Consider the following 15,387-nt stretch of genomic DNA (forward strand, 5'->3'; position numbering starts at 1 on the left):
AGGCCGAGACCTCGCCCATCCGTCGTCGGTCCGGAGGCAGCGGCGCCATGAATGTGACCGTGGATCGCCGATGGGGACGGGATCCGCGAATGTGGACGAGAATCGCCGATGGGGACAGGAACCGCGGATGGGTATGGAGCGGGGGGCTCCGGCCAGGGCCACGACCAGATCGCCGAGGTGCGAGCGGGCCAACGGGTGAACGGGCGAGCGGCGGGGCGTCAGCGCACGTGGAGGGCCATGCGGAGAGTGCCGACGGCCTCGGCCATGCAGCGTCGCCCGAGGTCCGTCGCGAGGATGTTGATGAACGGGTGCACGGCGTCGGTGTGCACGCGCAACGTCGTCGCCACACCTGCGTCGGAGAGCTTGCGCGCGTAGGCGATTCCCTCGTCACGCAACGGATCGAATCCCGCGACGGCGACGTACGCCGGTGCCAGCCCGCGCTCCGCGAGCTGCTGCAGATCATCGGCCAACAGCGGTGAGACGCGCGGGTCGCGGCGCATCGCATCGACGTCGTCCGGCAGCGTTCCGCCTCCGAGGTAGTTCGCCTCGTACCAATCCATGTTGGCGCGCGTGAGGAAGTAGCCCTCGCTGAACAGTTCGTAGCTGCGCGAGCGCGGCAGCGTCAGGTCGGTGACGGGTACGAATAGCATCTGCCACGCAGGTTGCGGTCCGCCGACACGGGCGCATTCTTGCGCGACGACGGCTGCGAGGTTGCCGCCGGCCGAATCGCCTCCCACCGCAATGCGATTCGGGTCGATGCCGAGTGCGTCAGCATGTGCATGCGCCCAGCGAAACGCCGCGACGGCGTCGTCGACGGCAGCGGGGAACACATGTTCAGGAGCGAGGCGGTAGTCGACGTTGAGCACCGCCACCTCGCCGCCCGCGCACAACGCCCGAGCGACGGCGTCGTGCGTGTGATGCGATCCCAACACCCACCCGCCGCCGTGGAAGTACACCAGCAGCGGCAGCGGGTCTGCGCGAGGCTCGCGGTTGTCGACGTTCGGGGCGTCCGTGCGAGCAGCGACCGCCGCGCCGGCCTCCTCCGCGCCGGCTTCCGAGGTGCCGACTTCTCCCGCATCGGGGTCGACGACGCGCGCATGCTTGCCCACCACCGTCACGGGCGAGGGGTGCGGGCGGTACAGGCGGGCGGGGATGTCTCCCGCGCCGTACGACGAGCCGTCGAGGACGACATCTTCGACGTTCGCAACGTCAGCGAGTTCACCTGCGAAGAGCCACGATTCGGCTGCGAGAGCGTGACGGGCGTCAGCGACCGAGCGCTCGTCGAGCTCTTTGCCTCCGATGCGTCCGAGCACCTTCAACCCGACGGTGATGTCGGGGTCGAGCGCCCCACCGTCGACGATGTGCGGTTGGCCTGCGGCACGATGACGAACGGCTCGCGGCAGCGCGAGCAACGCTTCGAACGCGCGTCGCTGCGCACGATCAGCGACCGACGGGAGGAAAGGGCCATTGCCGGGAGTCACGTCTTCACTATGCCGCCTCGCGTCGACGCTGCGGGTCATAGGAATCTGTGTTCATGCGAATCGAAGCGCCGGTGGATCGCGCCGCCCCCGTGCCGCTGTCCGTGGGCTCGCGACGAATTCGGTTGAGCCCCGGAACGTCACGGGGCTCAACATCTAGGGTTGGAAGAATGGTGGAGGAGAAGCTCATTCGGGTCGCTGCGGTCGTCTTTCGGAACGCCGAAGGTCACGTGCTGACGGTCCGCAAGCGCGGCACGCAGCGGTTCATGCTGCCCGGCGGCAAGCTCGAGGACGGAGAAACGTTCGCTCAGACGGCGTCGCGTGAGGTCGAGGAGGAGCTGGGGCTCGTGGTCTCGGCGGCCGAGCTCGAGCCGCTCGGCGAGTTCCGCTCCGACGCGGCGAACGAACCAGGTTTCGCCCTCGAGTCCCACGTGTTCACCTACCCCGGAGAGCTGACGCAGACGCCGCGCGTCGCCGCCGAGATCGAGGAACTGCGGTGGTTCACGGAGGCACAGTTGCGCGAGCCGGAGGGCGACGTCGTGCTCGCTCCGATGCTCGAGTTCAACGCCGTCCCTGCGATCTTCGGCTGACGCCTCCTGCGCGTCCCTGCGTCTCAGACGCCCGCTGACGTGCGGGGGTGGCGAGGCCGGCGTCCAACGTGGGGAGGCTGATGGGCGCCGAGCCGAGGACGAATGTGACTGAAGACCGCCGATGTGGACGAAACTCGCCGTTGGGGCAGCGCTGGACATGCAAACGCCCCGGCAGTCGGCAGCGTGAGCAGATCCGACGAACCGGGGCGTCGCATGAGGGGTGAACCTCAGCCAAGAACCCACTGGCGACAAGCCTCACGAGGAGACGTTGTCGAGGCCAACCTCAGACGGAGGCCTTCTCGACCGCGTCGAGGAGCGCCTTGTCGAAGGCGGGCAGGTCGTCGGGGTTACGGCTCGTGATGAGGTTCGCGTCGATGACGACCTCTTCGTCGACCCATTCGCCGCCGGCGTTGCGGATGTCCGTCTGGAGGCTCGGGAACGACGCGACGCGCTTGCCGCGCACGACGTCGGCCTCGATGAGCATCCACGGAGCGTGGCAGATGGCCGCAAGGGGCTTGCCGCCCGTGACGAACTGGCGGACGAAGTCGACGGCTTCCGGCACGGCGCGCAGGTTGTCGGGGTTGGCGACGCCACCGGGCAGCACGAGCGCGGCGTAGTCGTTGATGTCGGCGTCCGACAGCTTGACGTCGACCTTCTGCGTGCCCGACTTCTCGAGGTGGTCGAACAGGTCCACCTCGCCCGACTCGGGCGAGATGAGGACGGGCGTGTGGCCCGCGTCGGCGACGGCCTTCCAGGGGTCGGTCAGCTCGACGCTTTCGATGCCTTCAGAACTGGTGAGGAATGCAATTTTTGCCATGTTTTCCACGATAATTCGCACGGCAGCGGCATGCAACGCCCGACGGGGTGGATGCGGCGGAACCTCCAGGCCGGCCAGGCCTGGGAGGGCTCTTCGACCCGTCGAGTCCTCGCCGCACCACGTCGCCGCCGTCGCTGCTCACCCCTACGAATCCCGTCCCCTTCGGCGATTCTCGTCCCCATGTGCGATTTTCGGTCACATTCGTCCGGGGATCTGCCACCGCCATCACCACGCGGACAGCGACGACCCGGCGCCTGATCATTGCCCGAAAGCGCGTCATGCAGGACGCGTTTTCGGGCAGACATGGCGACGGCCGCGCGGTCGCGTAGTCGCCGCACCGTCTCGACGATGACGACGACGTCGCCGGTATACGTTGCCGGACGCCGTACTTGACGTCGGACGACGGGAGCCCGATGCCGCATTCATCCATCGGCGGCCTCGTATTCTCTCTGGTGTCGACGCAGACGCCTCGTGGGCCGTCGTCCGGCGTATCGACACGACGGCCGGCATGGCGGGGCGGGTGCGCCACAATGACCCCATGGACGACGAGAGCCCCGAAGCCGCGTATCGCCTCCTCCACGAGCGGGTGACGGGCGGGTCACCCGCGGCCGGTGGTTCGTCGATCAGCGCCGCGCAGTATGACGCGGCGCGCAGCGCGTATCTCGAGGAGCGGGGCATCGTCGCCCGCGTCGGTGTGGCGGTGTGGCCGCCGACGTCGCAGACGATCCGTCAGCGCCTCGGCGGCGGGTCGTGGGCGCGCGCCGCCGAGGCGCTCGGGCTGACGGCGAACGTCGGACGCTCGCGCGGCGCTGGCTCCTTCTCCGACGACGACTACCGCGCGGCCGTCGCCGCGTTCCTCTCCGCCGCAGCCGACGACGGCCGCCCCGACGTTGCGTCGACCTCCTTCACCGCCTACGGCGCGTGGGTGAAGAGCGAATCCGACGCCGGCCGCACGGCGCCCAGTGGCGCTGCGGTGCGTCAGCACTTCGGGTCGTGGGCCGCGGCGAAGGGCGCCGTCGCGCGCGGGTGAGTCGCGCGGGTGACGAGACCGCACCGGGTGGGCCCCGATCCACTGGTTGTGTGATGCAGGTCATAGAGTGGCGGGCATCGAGCATCGTCGCTCACGCCCACCCATGGCGTGTGCGCACCCACGACCCCAGGGGAGCATCATGACCACCGTCGCGTTCATCGGCCTCGGAAACATGGGCCTGCCCATGGCGAAGAACCTCATCGCGGCAGGTTTCACCGTCCGCGGCCACGACGTCGTCGATGTCTGCCGCGCGGCTGCCGCCGACGCGGGCGTCGAGCTGGCCGGCAGCGCGCCGGAGGCCATGGAAGGCGCCGACGCCGTCATCACGATGCTGCCCAAGGGCGAGCACGTGCGCGTCGTCTACTTCGGAGCTGCTCAGGCGGCCGACGGCTCCCAACCCTCGAACGATGACGGCATCCTCGCCCATGCGACGCCGGAGCAGATGCTCATCGACTCCTCGACCGTCGACATCGCGACCTGCCAGGCCGTGCACGACGCGGCCGCCGCGCAGGGCCTGCACTTCGTCGACGCGCCCGTCAGCGGCGGAATCTCCGGCGCCGAGGCCGGCTCGCTGACGTTCATGGTCGGCGGTGCGGACGCCGACGTCGAACGTGCGCGCCAGTTCATCGAGCCCATGTGCGGCAACTTCTTCGCCACGGGCGGCCCGACGACGGGTGAGGCCGCGAAGATCGTCAACAACATGATGCTGTTCGTCGCCGTGCAGGGCCTCTCGGAAGCGGCCACACTCGCGAAGAAGCTCGGCCTCGACGCGAAGACGTTCCACCAGATCGCGAGCGTCTCCTCGGGCAACTCGTGGGCGCTGCAGACGTGGTATCCCGTGCCCGGCGTCGTCGAGACGGCCGCGGTCAACAACGAGTTCGCCGCGTCGTTCCGCGCGGATCTGGCGCTCAAGGACATCGGTCTCGCCCTCGCTGCCGCGGCCGATCACGGCCTGCACCTGCCCGCGACGGGCCTGTCCGCGCAACGCCTCGCCGAAGCCGTCGACGGTGGTGGCGGCGAGCTCGACTGCACCGTCGTCATCGCCGCCGTCGACCCTGACGCCGAAGGCCTGCCCGAGGGCTACGTCCACGGCGGCGCACGCCGCGACGCCTGACCGCGCGCCCGCGCGAGTCGCGTGGCCACGGACGACCAGCCCCGGCCCGACGCGGCACCATCGCTGGCCCCACGCGCCACCACCACCGAGCCCGACGCGGCGCTCGCACCACTGACCACCCAGAACCCCGCAGACAGCCACGAGCACATCGCGGGACCCACGAGACGAAGGTGTGAACCATGAGTGACATCAAGCAGATCGGCCACTGGATCAACGGCGGCGAGGTCGCCGGAACCGGCCGAGAACAGGACGTGTTCAACCCCGCGACGGGTGAGGTGAGCGGTCGCGTCGCGCTCGCGAGCGTCAGTGACCTCGAGCAGGCCGTCGACGCCGCACGTGCCGCCCTGCCGGCCTGGCGCGCGACCGGCCTGACGAAGCGCGCCGCCGTCATGTTCAAGCTGCGCGAGATCGTCACGGCGAAGAGCGACGAACTCGCGCGCATCATCACGGCTGAGCACGGCAAGGTCGTCTCGGACGCCGCGGGCGAGGTCGTGCGCGGCCTCGAGAACGTCGAGTACTGCGCGGGCCTCATGCACCACCTCAAGGGCGAGTTCTCCGAGCAGGTCTCCTCGGGCGTCGACGTCCACTCGGTGCGCCAGCCCGTCGGCATCGTCGCGTGCATCACGCCGTTCAACTTCCCGGCCATGGTGCCGCTGTGGATGGTGACGACGGCGATCGCGTGCGGCAACACCGTCATCCTCAAGCCGAGCGAGCGCGACCCCTCCGCCGCGCTGTGGATCGCGCAGGCGTTCAAGGACGCAGGCCTGCCCGACGGCGTGCTCAACGTCGTCAACGGCGACAAGGAGGCCGTCGACGGCATCCTCGACCATGACGACATCAAGGCCGTCTCCTTCGTCGGGTCCACGCCGATCGCGCAGTACATCTACGAGCGCGCCTCCAAGAACGGCAAGCGCGTGCAGGCCCTCGGCGGCGCGAAGAACCACATGGTCGTCATGCCGGACGCCGACCTCGATGCCGCCGCCGACGCCGCCGTCAGCGCCGCGTACGGCTCGGCGGGCGAGCGCTGCATGGCCGTGTCGGTGCTCGTCGCCGTCGGTGAGGTCGCCGACCCGCTCGTCGACAAGATCGCCGAGCGCATGGGCAAGCTCGTCATCGGTGACGGCTTCGACGAGCGCTCCGAGATGGGTCCGCTCATCACGCGCGAGGCGCGCGACCGTGTCGCCTCGTACGTCGCCGGCGCCACCCACGAGGGTGCGCGCGTCGTCGTGGATGGCCGCGAGAAGCACTTCGACGAGAGCGGCTTCTTCATCGGCACGAGCCTCGTCGACCACGTCAAGCCCGGCATGAAGGTCTATGACGAGGAGATCTTCGGCCCGGTGCTGTCGGTCGTGCGCGTCGAGACGTTCGAGGACGCCGTCGAACTCATCAACGCGAACCAGTTCGCCAACGGCGTCGCGATCTTCACGCGTGACGGCAAGAGCGCCCGCGAGTTCGAGTTCGCCATCGAGGTCGGCATGGTCGGCGTCAACGTGCCGATCCCGGTGCCCGTCGGCTCGTTCAGCTTCGGCGGCTGGAAGAAGTCGCTGTTCGGCGACACCCACATGTACGGCGCGGAGGCGTTCAACTTCTACACGCGCCGCAAGGTCGTCACGACGCGCTGGCCCGACCCGACGCAGAGCCAGGTCGACCTCGGGTTCCCGACGAACTGACGATCGATGCCACGAGGCCGGGTGCAGCTCGCGTGTTTCACGTGAAACATGCAAGACGCACCCGGCTTTCTCGTGCGCCACACCGACGCGCCTCTCTCCTGAGTGCAAGCCGGCTCTTCACGAACGAGGGTGTAGTCGGTTGAGCGCGTCGGTGGCCGGGTAGGGGTCGAGGTCTCCCGGATGATGGAAGTTCTTCACGCTCGCCATCCCGAAAGACCTCGACGTGCTCCACCCTACTTTCGCGACCCCTGACCTGACCACGTTCTGCCGCCTCGACGAGCTCGGCCTCGTCGCCGTCGGCCAGCTGATCGAGCCGGATCGGGCCACGATCGAATGCCGCGTCGTCGGGGACGACCCGTGGTGTCGGAAGTGCGGTGTCGAGGGCGTGCCGCGGGACACGGTCACGCGTCGACTGGCGCACGAGCCGTTCGGGCACCGGCCGACGACCCTGCTGGTGCGGGTGCGCCGGTACCGGTGCGGACACTGCCGGCGCACGTGGCGGCAGGACATGACGCGGGCAGCGGCGCCGCGTGCGAAGATCTCCCGCGGCGGCCTGGAGTGGGCGCTGCGGGGCATCGTCATCGACCACCTCACCGTCACCCGCGTCGCCGCAGGTCTCGGGGTGTCCTGGAGTGCCGCGAACACCGCCGTCCTCGCGGAAGGCAAGCGGCGCCTGATCGACGACCCCGCCCGGTTCGACGGGGTCACCACGATCGGTGTCGACGAGCACGTCTGGCGACACACGAGGCTGGGCGACAAGTACGTCACCGTGATCATCGACCTCACGCCCGCGAGGAACAAGACCGGGCCGGCGAGGCTGCTGGACATGGTCGAGGGCCGCTCCAAGGCGGTGTTCAAGCAGTGGCTCGCCGCCCGCCCTGCGGACTGGGCGAAGCGGATCGAGGTGGTCGCGATGGACGGCTTCGCCGGGTTCAAGACCGCTGCCGCCGAGGAACTCCCCGACGCCGTCCCCGTCATGGACCCGTTCCACGTGGTCCGCCTCGCCGGCGACGCGCTGGATGTCTGCCGGCGTCGGGTCCAGCAAGACACCACCGGTCACCGCGGGCTCAAGGGCGACCCGCTCTACAAAGCCCGCCGCACCCTGCATACCGGGGCTAGCCTGCTCACCGACCGGCAGCGGGCACGCCTGGACGCAGTGTTCGCGAGCGAGGAGCACGTCGAGGTCGAGGCGACCTGGGGCATCTACCAGCGCATCGTCGCGGCCTACCGGGAGCCCGACAAGAAGAAAGCGAAGGCGATGATGCAGGAGGTGATCGCTGCGATCAGCAGCGGCGTTCCCGCGGTGCTCGTCGAGGTCCGCAAGCTCGGCCGGACCATGAAGCAGCGGGCGGGCGACATCCTCGCGTTCTTCGACCGCCCCGGCACCAGCAACGGCCCGACCGAGGCCATCAACGGGCGACTCGAACACCTCCGCGGCTCCGCCCTCGGCTTCCGCAACCTCACCCACTACATCGCTCGGTCGCTGCTCGAAGCCGGAGGGTTCAGACCCGCGCTACACCCTCATTCGTGAAGAGCCTGCAAGCCCCGTCCTGCGTGCGGGTCGTGACCAGAGCGTCATGACTGGCCACCCTTGAACGCGTTGCAGATGTACTGCGCCGATCCTCCATGGGGGGAAGAGCTGCGTAACGCTGCCTGCCGCCACGCCGATGTACCACACGGTACGACGCATGCCCGCGCGGTCGAGGAGGTGTCATGGATCAGCTGCTCCACCTCGCCCGTGCGCGCCGGGCGCTCGCCGCCGCCGGGTGCATCGGCGCCCTCGTCTTCACCGCCGCACCGACGGCCGAAGGGGGCCGCACCCTTCAGGCGGCCGGCGCCAACCCGACGTCACGCACCGGGGTGCTCATCGAACCCTCCGACGATGGGGACGAAGCGCACTTCTGCACCGCCTCGGTCGTCCACAGTGAGAGCAAGGACGTCATCATGACGGCCGCGCACTGCCTCGGCGGCAAGTCCGACGACCTCGTGTTCGTCCCGCAGTACTCGGGTGGGGCTCGCCCGTTGGGCACGTGGAAGGTGAAGGCCGCGTTCCTCGACTCCGCATGGATGGAGAATCAGGATCCCGACGCCGACGTCGCGTTCTTGAGCATCGAGACGCACGGCAGCGGCAAGAACGTCCAGCACATCGAGGACGCCACGGGCGCCTACGAGCTGGAGGTCGGGCGCTCCCGCGCGGCCGGCAAACCAGTCTCCGTCCAGTCGTACAACAACGACTCCGACATGCCGATCGTCTGCCAGACCACCGTTCTCGACGACGACAACGACCCCGTCTTCCACTGCGACGGCTACTCGACGGGCAGCAGCGGCTCGCCGTGGGTCACGACCGTGACGAGCAAGGGCCACAGCGAGCAGCAGGTCATCGGCCTCATCGGCGGCCATCATCAGGGCGGCTGCTACACGCACACGTCCTACAGCCCGGCGTTCGACTCGCGCGATCTCGTGCTGCTCGCCCGCGCCGACGCCGGTGGCGCCGGCGACACGGCCCCCACGCCCGGCGACGACGGCTGCTGACACGCCGCGTCTCACCACGGCCTGCTCGCCTGGCAACCCGCTGATCGCGCATCTTCCGAGACGCGCGAACTGACGACCGTCACCCGATGACGATGCCCTGCGCCGCTGCGACGGCGAGCGCCGCGTCGACGTCCATGCGGGTCTGCGCGAAGCGTGCCTGGGCGAGATCGATGCCGTCGACGCGGGCGCCGCGCAGGTCGGCGTCCCGTAGGTCGGCCCCGCGCAGGGTGGCGCCGCTGAGGTCGGCGTCGGCGAAGACCGTTCTGCGCAGGGACGATTCGCTGAGGTCGGCGTCGCTGAGGCGGGCGCCGGTGAAGTCGAGGCCGTCGAGTGTCTGCTGACGCATCGTCACCATCGCCCACTGCCCGCCGACGATCGTCGTGTCGCGCCACCCGCAGTCGGCGAACGTCGAACCGGTCATCTTGCAGCCGTCGAGCGTCGTCATCGCGAACGAGCAACCGCTCAGTGTGGCGCCGGTGAACGCGACCCGCTCGAGTGTGGTGTCGTTGAAGCGGCAGTCGAACAGGGCGCATCCTTCGAACGTCACGTCGACAAGGTCCTTCTCCGTGAAGTCGCACGCCGTGAACCGACAGTCGACGAAGCGGGCCCCGTCGAGGTCGCGCTCGTAGAAGTCGATCCCGACGAACCGTTCGCCGCGCGTCGTGTCACTCATGCGTCCATGCTCGCATCGCGCGCCGCGCATCCATCGCAAGGATGACGCAGGCTCCGTCGCGCGGATGAATCCTCGGTGCCGGGAGGATGAGATGACACGCCGATGCGGCCTGACGCGGCGTGAGCCTCCTAGGGTTGAGACCATGATCACAGTAGAGGGGTTGACCAAGGTCTACGGGAACACCGTGTCGGTCGACAACGTCAGCTTTCAGGCCAAGCCGGGTCGTGTGACCGGCTTCCTCGGCCCGAACGGCGCTGGCAAGTCGACGTGCATGCGGATGATGACGGGGCTGACACCGCCGACGCGGGGTCACGCCACCATCCTGGGCAAGGACTACAGCAAGCTCGATAACCCGGGCCGCCACGTCGGCGTCCTGCTCGACGCGAGCGCCCAGCACGCGGGCCGCACCGGCCGAGAGGTGCTCACGCTCGGCGCCAAGACGATGGGGCTCGGCACCGACCGTGTCGACGAGATCCTCGACGTTGTCGGCCTGACGCCTGCGGAGGCGAAGCGACGCGTCGGCGACTACTCGCTCGGCATGCGTCAGCGCCTCGGCATCGGGCACGCCCTGCTCGGTGACCCCGAGGTGCTCATCCTCGATGAGCCGGCCAACGGCCTCGACCCGGCGGGTATCCGCTGGATGCGTGGCCTCCTGCGCTCCTATGCCGAGCGTGGCGGCACCGTGCTGCTGTCGAGCCACCTGCTGCACGAGGTGGAGCAGATCGCCGACGACCTCGTCATGATCGGCCGCGGCCGCATCGTGCGTCAGGGCACGAAGCAGGAGCTGCTGCGCGGTGCGGGCACGAACGCCGCGAGCACCGACGACGCCGCCCTCGCCTCCGCGCTGGAGGCCGCTGGCATCCAGGTCCAGCGCACGCAGACCGGCATCCACACGACGGTCGAGCCCATCGAGGTCGGGCGCGTCGCAGCCCAGCACGGCATCGTCCTCGTTCAGCTCGGCGCCGCCGGTGGCTCCGGCCTCGAAGAGATGTTCCTCAACCTGACCGCCGCCGACTCTCGAGAGGTTGCGCGATGAGTACCCCCATGAACCCCAACCAGCCGCAGGGCGGAGCGCACTACCCGCCGCAGCAGCAGCCCGCTATGGCGGGCGCTCCGCACATGCAGGCGCAGGGCGGGCAGCCCGCGCCGCAGCAGGGCAGTGCAGCTCCGGCGCACTCACGTCTTCCGAGGCGCCTCGGTGACGAAGGCCGCACCTCCCCGGTCTCCTTCGGGCGCCTCTTCGGCGTCGAGATGCGCAAGATGGTCGACACCCGCGCGGGCAAGTGGCTGCTCATCGCCATGGGCGTCCTCATCATCATCGCGTCCATCGCGGTGATGTTCGGTGGACGCGAGTCGGCGCCGCGGTTCGGCAACTTCGTCGCCGCTGCCGGTATCCCGATGGGTTTCCTCCTGCCCATCCTCGGCATCCTCACCGTCACGAGTGAGTGGTCGCAGCGGACGGCGCTCGTCACGTTCACGCTGGAACCGCGCCGCTCACGCGTCGTCCTCGCCAAGTGGGCCGTGGGCCTGCTGTTCGGCGCCCTCTCCATCATCTTTGCGTTCGCGATCGGTGCAGCGACGACGCTCATCGCCCAGGCGGCGTTCGGTCACGACGCCAACTGGACGATGTCGTGGGGCGCCGTGGGCGGCAACGTGCTGGCGCAGCTCATCGCGGTCTCGATCGGTATCGCATTCGGCCTGGCTTTCCAGAACACCCCGGCCGCGATCTGTTCGTACCTGTTCATCCCGATCCTCGTGAGCATCGTGACGTCGTTCGGCGAGACGATGCGCAAGGTCGGTGAGTGGATCGACCTCAACCTCACGACGCAGCCGCTCTACGACGGCACGATGTCGAACGAAGGGTGGGCGAAGTTCGCCGTCGCGCACGTGCTGTGGCTCGTGGTTCCGATGGTCATCGGATTCATCCGCCTCAACAAGCGAGAGGTGAAGTCGTCCTGACCCAGGTCGACTGACCGTCCGGCGGGCCTCGGTCGCCGACGGGAGCAAAACACCCTCGGTGGGAGCGTCACGGCGCTCCCACCGAGGGTTTTTCGCGCTCCCATCGCCCGAGCCGTTCATGTCCCGTTCGCGCCGGCGACTCGCCGTCGTCAGCTCGGAGGCGTGGGATGCAGGGGCTGCCCGCACCCTGACTTGGAGGATTCACGTGAAACATCGCACCCCGGCCGCCCTTGCTGCTCTCGCCTGCCTCGCAGGCATGGCTCCCACTCAGGCGGTTGCGGCCTCTGACGGCGCGAAGCATCATGCGGGCTACACCTTCGCCGTCATCGGGGACGTCCCCTACGGCCAGGCGCAGATCGAGGCGTTCCCGAAGTGGGTCGACGAGATCAACGCCGACCCCGACGTGCGACTCGTTCAGCACGTCGGCGACATCAAGAACGGCTCGACGCGCTGCGACGACAGCTACTTCGCCTCGATCAAGAAGCAGTTCGACCGTTTCCGCGATCCGCTCGTCTACACCCCCGGCGACAACGAGTGGACCGACTGCCACCGCCCGAACAACGGGTCGTACAACCCCTTGGAGCGCCTCTCTGCCGTCCGATCCTCGTTCTTCGCGAAGAAGAACACGACGAACGGGCGCCCCCAGCACATCGACGGCGTCAACCGCGCCTTCCCGGAGATCGTGACGTGGCGCAAGGCGAAGGTGAGCTTCGCCGCGCTGCACGTCGTCGGGTCGAACGACGACCTCGCGCCGTGGACCGGTATCGGCGAGAAGGCGGCGACGCCCGCGCAGGTTGCGGAGCAGAAGGCGCGGATGAACACCAACCTGGCGGCGCTGCGCTCGACGTTCGCCGACGCGAAGAACCACAAGTCCCGCGCCGTCGCGGTCTCTCTCCAGGCGGACATGTTCGACCCGACGTACGACGTGCCGCACGAGAACAACACGGCGTTCACGCCGCTCGTCGCCGAACTCATCAAGCAGTCGAACGCGTTCCATGGCCCCGTCTACCTCATCAACGGCGACTCGCACGTCTACACCAGCGACCGGCCATTGGCGAGCGGATCGCGGTGGCTCTCGTTCTACGGCGTCAAGGTCAGCGCGAACAACCTCACCCGCATCACGGTGGACGGTTCGGACAACAACAAGGACTGGCTCAAGGTGAGTGTGACCGATTCACCCGCAGTCCTCGAGTGGAGCCGCGTCCCCTACCGGACGCAGGCCGGCTGACCGACGGGAGCATTTCCGCCCACGGGAGCAGGACACCCTCGGTGGGAGCTTCGTAACCCTCCCACCGAGGGTGTTTCGCTCCCATGGCCTGGGGCGCTCCGTCGAGGGACGCGTCACCGGCTCGCGAGCCGCTTCCACTCGTCAGTGCTGACATTGCCACCCGTGACGACGACGGCGACCGAACCGCCCTGCGCTTCCCCGTCCCGCTCCTGACGAGCACGCAGCCCTGCGAGTGACGCAGCTCCGGCGCCCTCGGCGAGCAGGTGGGCGTGGGTGGCGAGCAGGTGCGCGGCGTCGTCGATGGCGTCGTCCGGCACGAGTTCGAACGCGGCGAGTCCGACATTGCCTGCCGTGCCGCGCGAGCCGCGCAGGACGCTCTGCGGCGTGGCGAAGCCGCATCCCGTGGCCAGCCCGCTGACGCGGGTGTTGGCCTCTCGGGAGACTTCCGCCTCGCCGACCCACGACTCGTAGGCGGCAGAGGCGCCGACCGCCTGAACCCCGATGATGCGCACGTGCGGGGCGATGGCGTCGCGCACGAGGCAGGCGCCGGCGGCGCCGGAGCCGCTGCCGATCGGCACGTAGATCTCGTCGATGCCCGGGTTCGACTGCAGCAGTTCGAGATACGCCGTCGCGTGGCCGTGGATGATCGCCGGGTCGTTGCCCGGATTGACGAACCTCATGCCGCTCGTCTCCGCAAGGTGGCGGGCGTGAGCGGATGCCTCGGCGAGCGTCGGGCCCTCGATGACGACGTCGGCGCCGAGGGCGCGCACCGCGTCGACCTTGACGCTCGGCGCGCACGCGGGCATGACGATGACGGCGCGCGTCCCGGCCACGCGTGCCCCGAACGCGATCGACTGCGCGTGGTTTCCCGTGGAACAGGTGACGAGACCGGCGGAACGCTCGTCGGCGTCGAGACGGCTCGCGAGCGTGAGGCCGCCACGCACCTTGAACGAGCCAGTCGGGTTCATGTTCTCGTGCTTGACGACGACATCGCGGCCCACCGCGTCACTCAGTGCCGCGTACCGCCACGTCGGCGTGGGCACGAGGTGTGCAGCGAGGGCCTCGGCTGCGGCGAGGACGCCGTCGAAGGAGACGACCGGGGTCGCCGAGCCGGTGTCGCCGGTGCCGCCAGTGGCAGGTGCGGCGCGGGTGGGCTCGACGGGCTGCATGTGCGGGGCCGACACGAGGTCGTGCGGCGCAGCGGTTTCGCGGGTTGGCAGCGGCAGGATCGTCATGCCTCCAGCGTGCGCGACGGCGAATCATCCGTCCAATAGATGCAATCACTTGATCGCAGCGATGACGCCGATACATTGAGGGGGTGGAGATGAAACGCCTCGAAGCGCTCGTCGCGCTCGCCCGGGAAGGAACGGTGAGCGCGGCCGCCACCGCACTCGGCTGCGGGCAACCGACGGTCTCGCACCACCTGCGCCGACTCGAGGAGGAGACCGGCGCCGTGCTCGTGCAGCACGTCGGGCGCGGGGTGCGACTGACGCCCGACGGCGTGCGTCTGGCGGCGCGCGGCGAGGAGATCCTCGGCCTGTTGCGGCGCGCCGAGGCGGAACTCGACACCATGACGACGCTCGCTGCCGGGCACGTGCGCCTCGCGGCCTTCCCCTCTGCCTGCAGCACGATCGTGCCGCGGCTGCTCTCGACGCTCGCCGACACGGCACCTGGTCTGACGTTCGACATCGTCGAGGTCGAACCGCCGGCAGCCGCCGCGTTGCTGCGCTCGGGGCAGGTCGACGTCGCCGTCACGTTCGCCTATTCCGGGCAGCACTTCGACGACGACGTCACCGTCGAGCACCTCGGGTGGGACGCGTTGCACCTCGTCGAGCCGTTACGTTCGGTTGGCGGCACGATCGCGGAGGGGCGCGCCTGCGGCGAGAGGGAAGCGACGGGCCTGCGGCCGGAAGAACTGCGAAAGTTCTCCGACGACCGCTGGATCGCGGGGTGCGAGCGCTGTCGCACAGGGCTGCTCGACCTGTGCGCCTCCGTCGGAGTCGAGCCCGACATCGGCTTCGCCAGTGACGACGTCGTCGCCGTACAAGCTCTCGTGGCAGCGGGTTTCGGGGTGACGTTGCTGTCTGCACTCGCGCTCGCGGGCCACCGCAACCCAGGCGTCGTCACGCACCCCGTTGTCGGTGCGGGCCGAGAACTGCACGTCGCCACGTACGGCGCACCGCCGCGCCCGGCCGCCGTCGAGGAGGTCGTGCAGACGCTGCTCGGCCTGTCGTGGAGCGCGTGACGAAAGGTTGAGCCGTGTCTCGACGGCGCGTCGATCGTGAGGGTCTGCAGT

General features: G+C 69.1%; 14 protein-coding genes. 10 read left to right on the forward strand and 4 right to left on the reverse strand.

The features are described 5' to 3' along the window. Nucleotides 1–218: 218 nt before the first annotated feature. Entirely contained in the window at nt 219–1,481 is a 1,263-nt protein-coding gene (locus EDC82_RS00780) for an alpha/beta hydrolase (protein WP_235006054.1), read from the reverse strand. Nucleotides 1,482–1,648: 167 nt separating this feature from the next. On the opposite strand from EDC82_RS00780, the gene EDC82_RS00785 reads away from it, so the two are divergent. Beyond that, complete coding sequence (locus tag EDC82_RS00785) at nt 1,649–2,068, forward strand: NUDIX domain-containing protein (protein WP_235006056.1); 420 nt, start codon at nt 1,649–1,651, stop codon at nt 2,066–2,068. Between the two features lie 283 nt (nt 2,069–2,351). Here the strand turns inward: EDC82_RS00785 and EDC82_RS00790 are convergent, their stop codons facing one another. Then, a complete protein-coding gene (locus EDC82_RS00790) occupies nt 2,352–2,885 on the reverse strand; it encodes a type 1 glutamine amidotransferase domain-containing protein (RefSeq protein WP_131940266.1) in 534 nt (177 codons plus the stop codon). A 538-nt stretch (nt 2,886–3,423) separates the two neighbouring features. On the opposite strand from EDC82_RS00790, the gene EDC82_RS00795 reads away from it, so the two are divergent. The 5 genes from EDC82_RS00795 to EDC82_RS00815 all read left to right on the forward strand — a co-directional run bounded on the left by EDC82_RS00795 (nt 3,424) and on the right by EDC82_RS00815 (nt 9,231). After that, the gene (locus EDC82_RS00795) at nt 3,424–3,915 is read left to right on the forward strand and encodes a hypothetical protein (RefSeq protein WP_006943544.1); all 492 of its coding nucleotides are present in this window, start codon (nt 3,424–3,426) and stop codon (nt 3,913–3,915) included. 139 nt (nt 3,916–4,054) lie between these two features. Continuing rightward, a complete protein-coding gene (locus EDC82_RS00800; protein ID WP_131940269.1) occupies nt 4,055–5,029 on the forward strand; it encodes an NAD(P)-dependent oxidoreductase in 975 nt (324 codons plus the stop codon). Between the two features lie 179 nt (nt 5,030–5,208). Continuing rightward, nucleotides 5,209–6,699, forward strand: a complete 1,491-nt coding sequence (locus tag EDC82_RS00805; RefSeq protein ID WP_231729539.1) for a CoA-acylating methylmalonate-semialdehyde dehydrogenase — start codon at nt 5,209–5,211, stop codon at nt 6,697–6,699. A gap of 223 nt (nt 6,700–6,922) precedes the next feature. Next, a complete protein-coding gene (locus tag EDC82_RS00810; protein ID WP_006943264.1) occupies nt 6,923–8,230 on the forward strand; it encodes an ISL3 family transposase in 1,308 nt (435 codons plus the stop codon). 182 nt (nt 8,231–8,412) lie between these two features. After that, the gene (locus tag EDC82_RS00815) at nt 8,413–9,231 is read left to right on the forward strand and encodes a serine protease (protein ID WP_062255969.1); all 819 of its coding nucleotides are present in this window, start codon (nt 8,413–8,415) and stop codon (nt 9,229–9,231) included. A gap of 79 nt (nt 9,232–9,310) precedes the next feature. On the opposite strand, the gene EDC82_RS00820 is transcribed toward EDC82_RS00815, so the two are convergent. Beyond that, nucleotides 9,311–9,904 (reverse strand): pentapeptide repeat-containing protein, encoded by a 594-nt coding sequence (locus tag EDC82_RS00820; protein ID WP_062255967.1) that lies wholly within the window; start codon nt 9,902–9,904, stop codon nt 9,311–9,313. Between the two features lie 142 nt (nt 9,905–10,046). On the opposite strand from EDC82_RS00820, the gene EDC82_RS00825 reads away from it, so the two are divergent. The 3 genes from EDC82_RS00825 to EDC82_RS00835 all read left to right on the forward strand — a co-directional run bounded on the left by EDC82_RS00825 (nt 10,047) and on the right by EDC82_RS00835 (nt 13,091). Further along, a complete protein-coding gene (locus EDC82_RS00825) occupies nt 10,047–10,940 on the forward strand; it encodes an ABC transporter ATP-binding protein (protein WP_131940271.1) in 894 nt (297 codons plus the stop codon). Continuing rightward, nucleotides 10,937–11,863: an ABC transporter permease gene (locus EDC82_RS00830; protein ID WP_131940273.1), complete on the forward strand. Its 927-nt coding sequence runs from the start codon at nt 10,937–10,939 to the stop codon at nt 11,861–11,863. The genes EDC82_RS00825 and EDC82_RS00830 overlap by 4 nt, the downstream gene beginning before the upstream one ends. 205 nt (nt 11,864–12,068) lie before the next feature. Continuing rightward, on the forward strand, nt 12,069–13,091 hold the full coding sequence (locus tag EDC82_RS00835; RefSeq protein ID WP_131940275.1) for a metallophosphoesterase: 1,023 nt from the start codon (nt 12,069–12,071) through the stop codon (nt 13,089–13,091). 113 nt (nt 13,092–13,204) lie between these two features. Here EDC82_RS00835 and EDC82_RS00840 read toward each other — a convergent pair whose 3' ends face one another. Next, nucleotides 13,205–14,326: a threonine/serine dehydratase gene (locus EDC82_RS00840; RefSeq protein ID WP_235006058.1), complete on the reverse strand. Its 1,122-nt coding sequence runs from the start codon at nt 14,324–14,326 to the stop codon at nt 13,205–13,207. Between the two features lie 89 nt (nt 14,327–14,415). Between EDC82_RS00840 and EDC82_RS00845 the strand changes: the two genes are divergently transcribed. Continuing rightward, entirely contained in the window at nt 14,416–15,336 is a 921-nt protein-coding gene (locus tag EDC82_RS00845; RefSeq protein ID WP_131940277.1) for a LysR family transcriptional regulator, read from the forward strand. Nucleotides 15,337–15,387 lie beyond the last annotated feature (51 nt).

Source organism: Dermacoccus sp. SAI-028, from assembly GCF_004346775.1.
In the GTDB taxonomy this organism is placed as follows: Bacteria; Actinomycetota; Actinomycetes; order Actinomycetales; family Dermatophilaceae; genus Dermacoccus; species Dermacoccus nishinomiyaensis.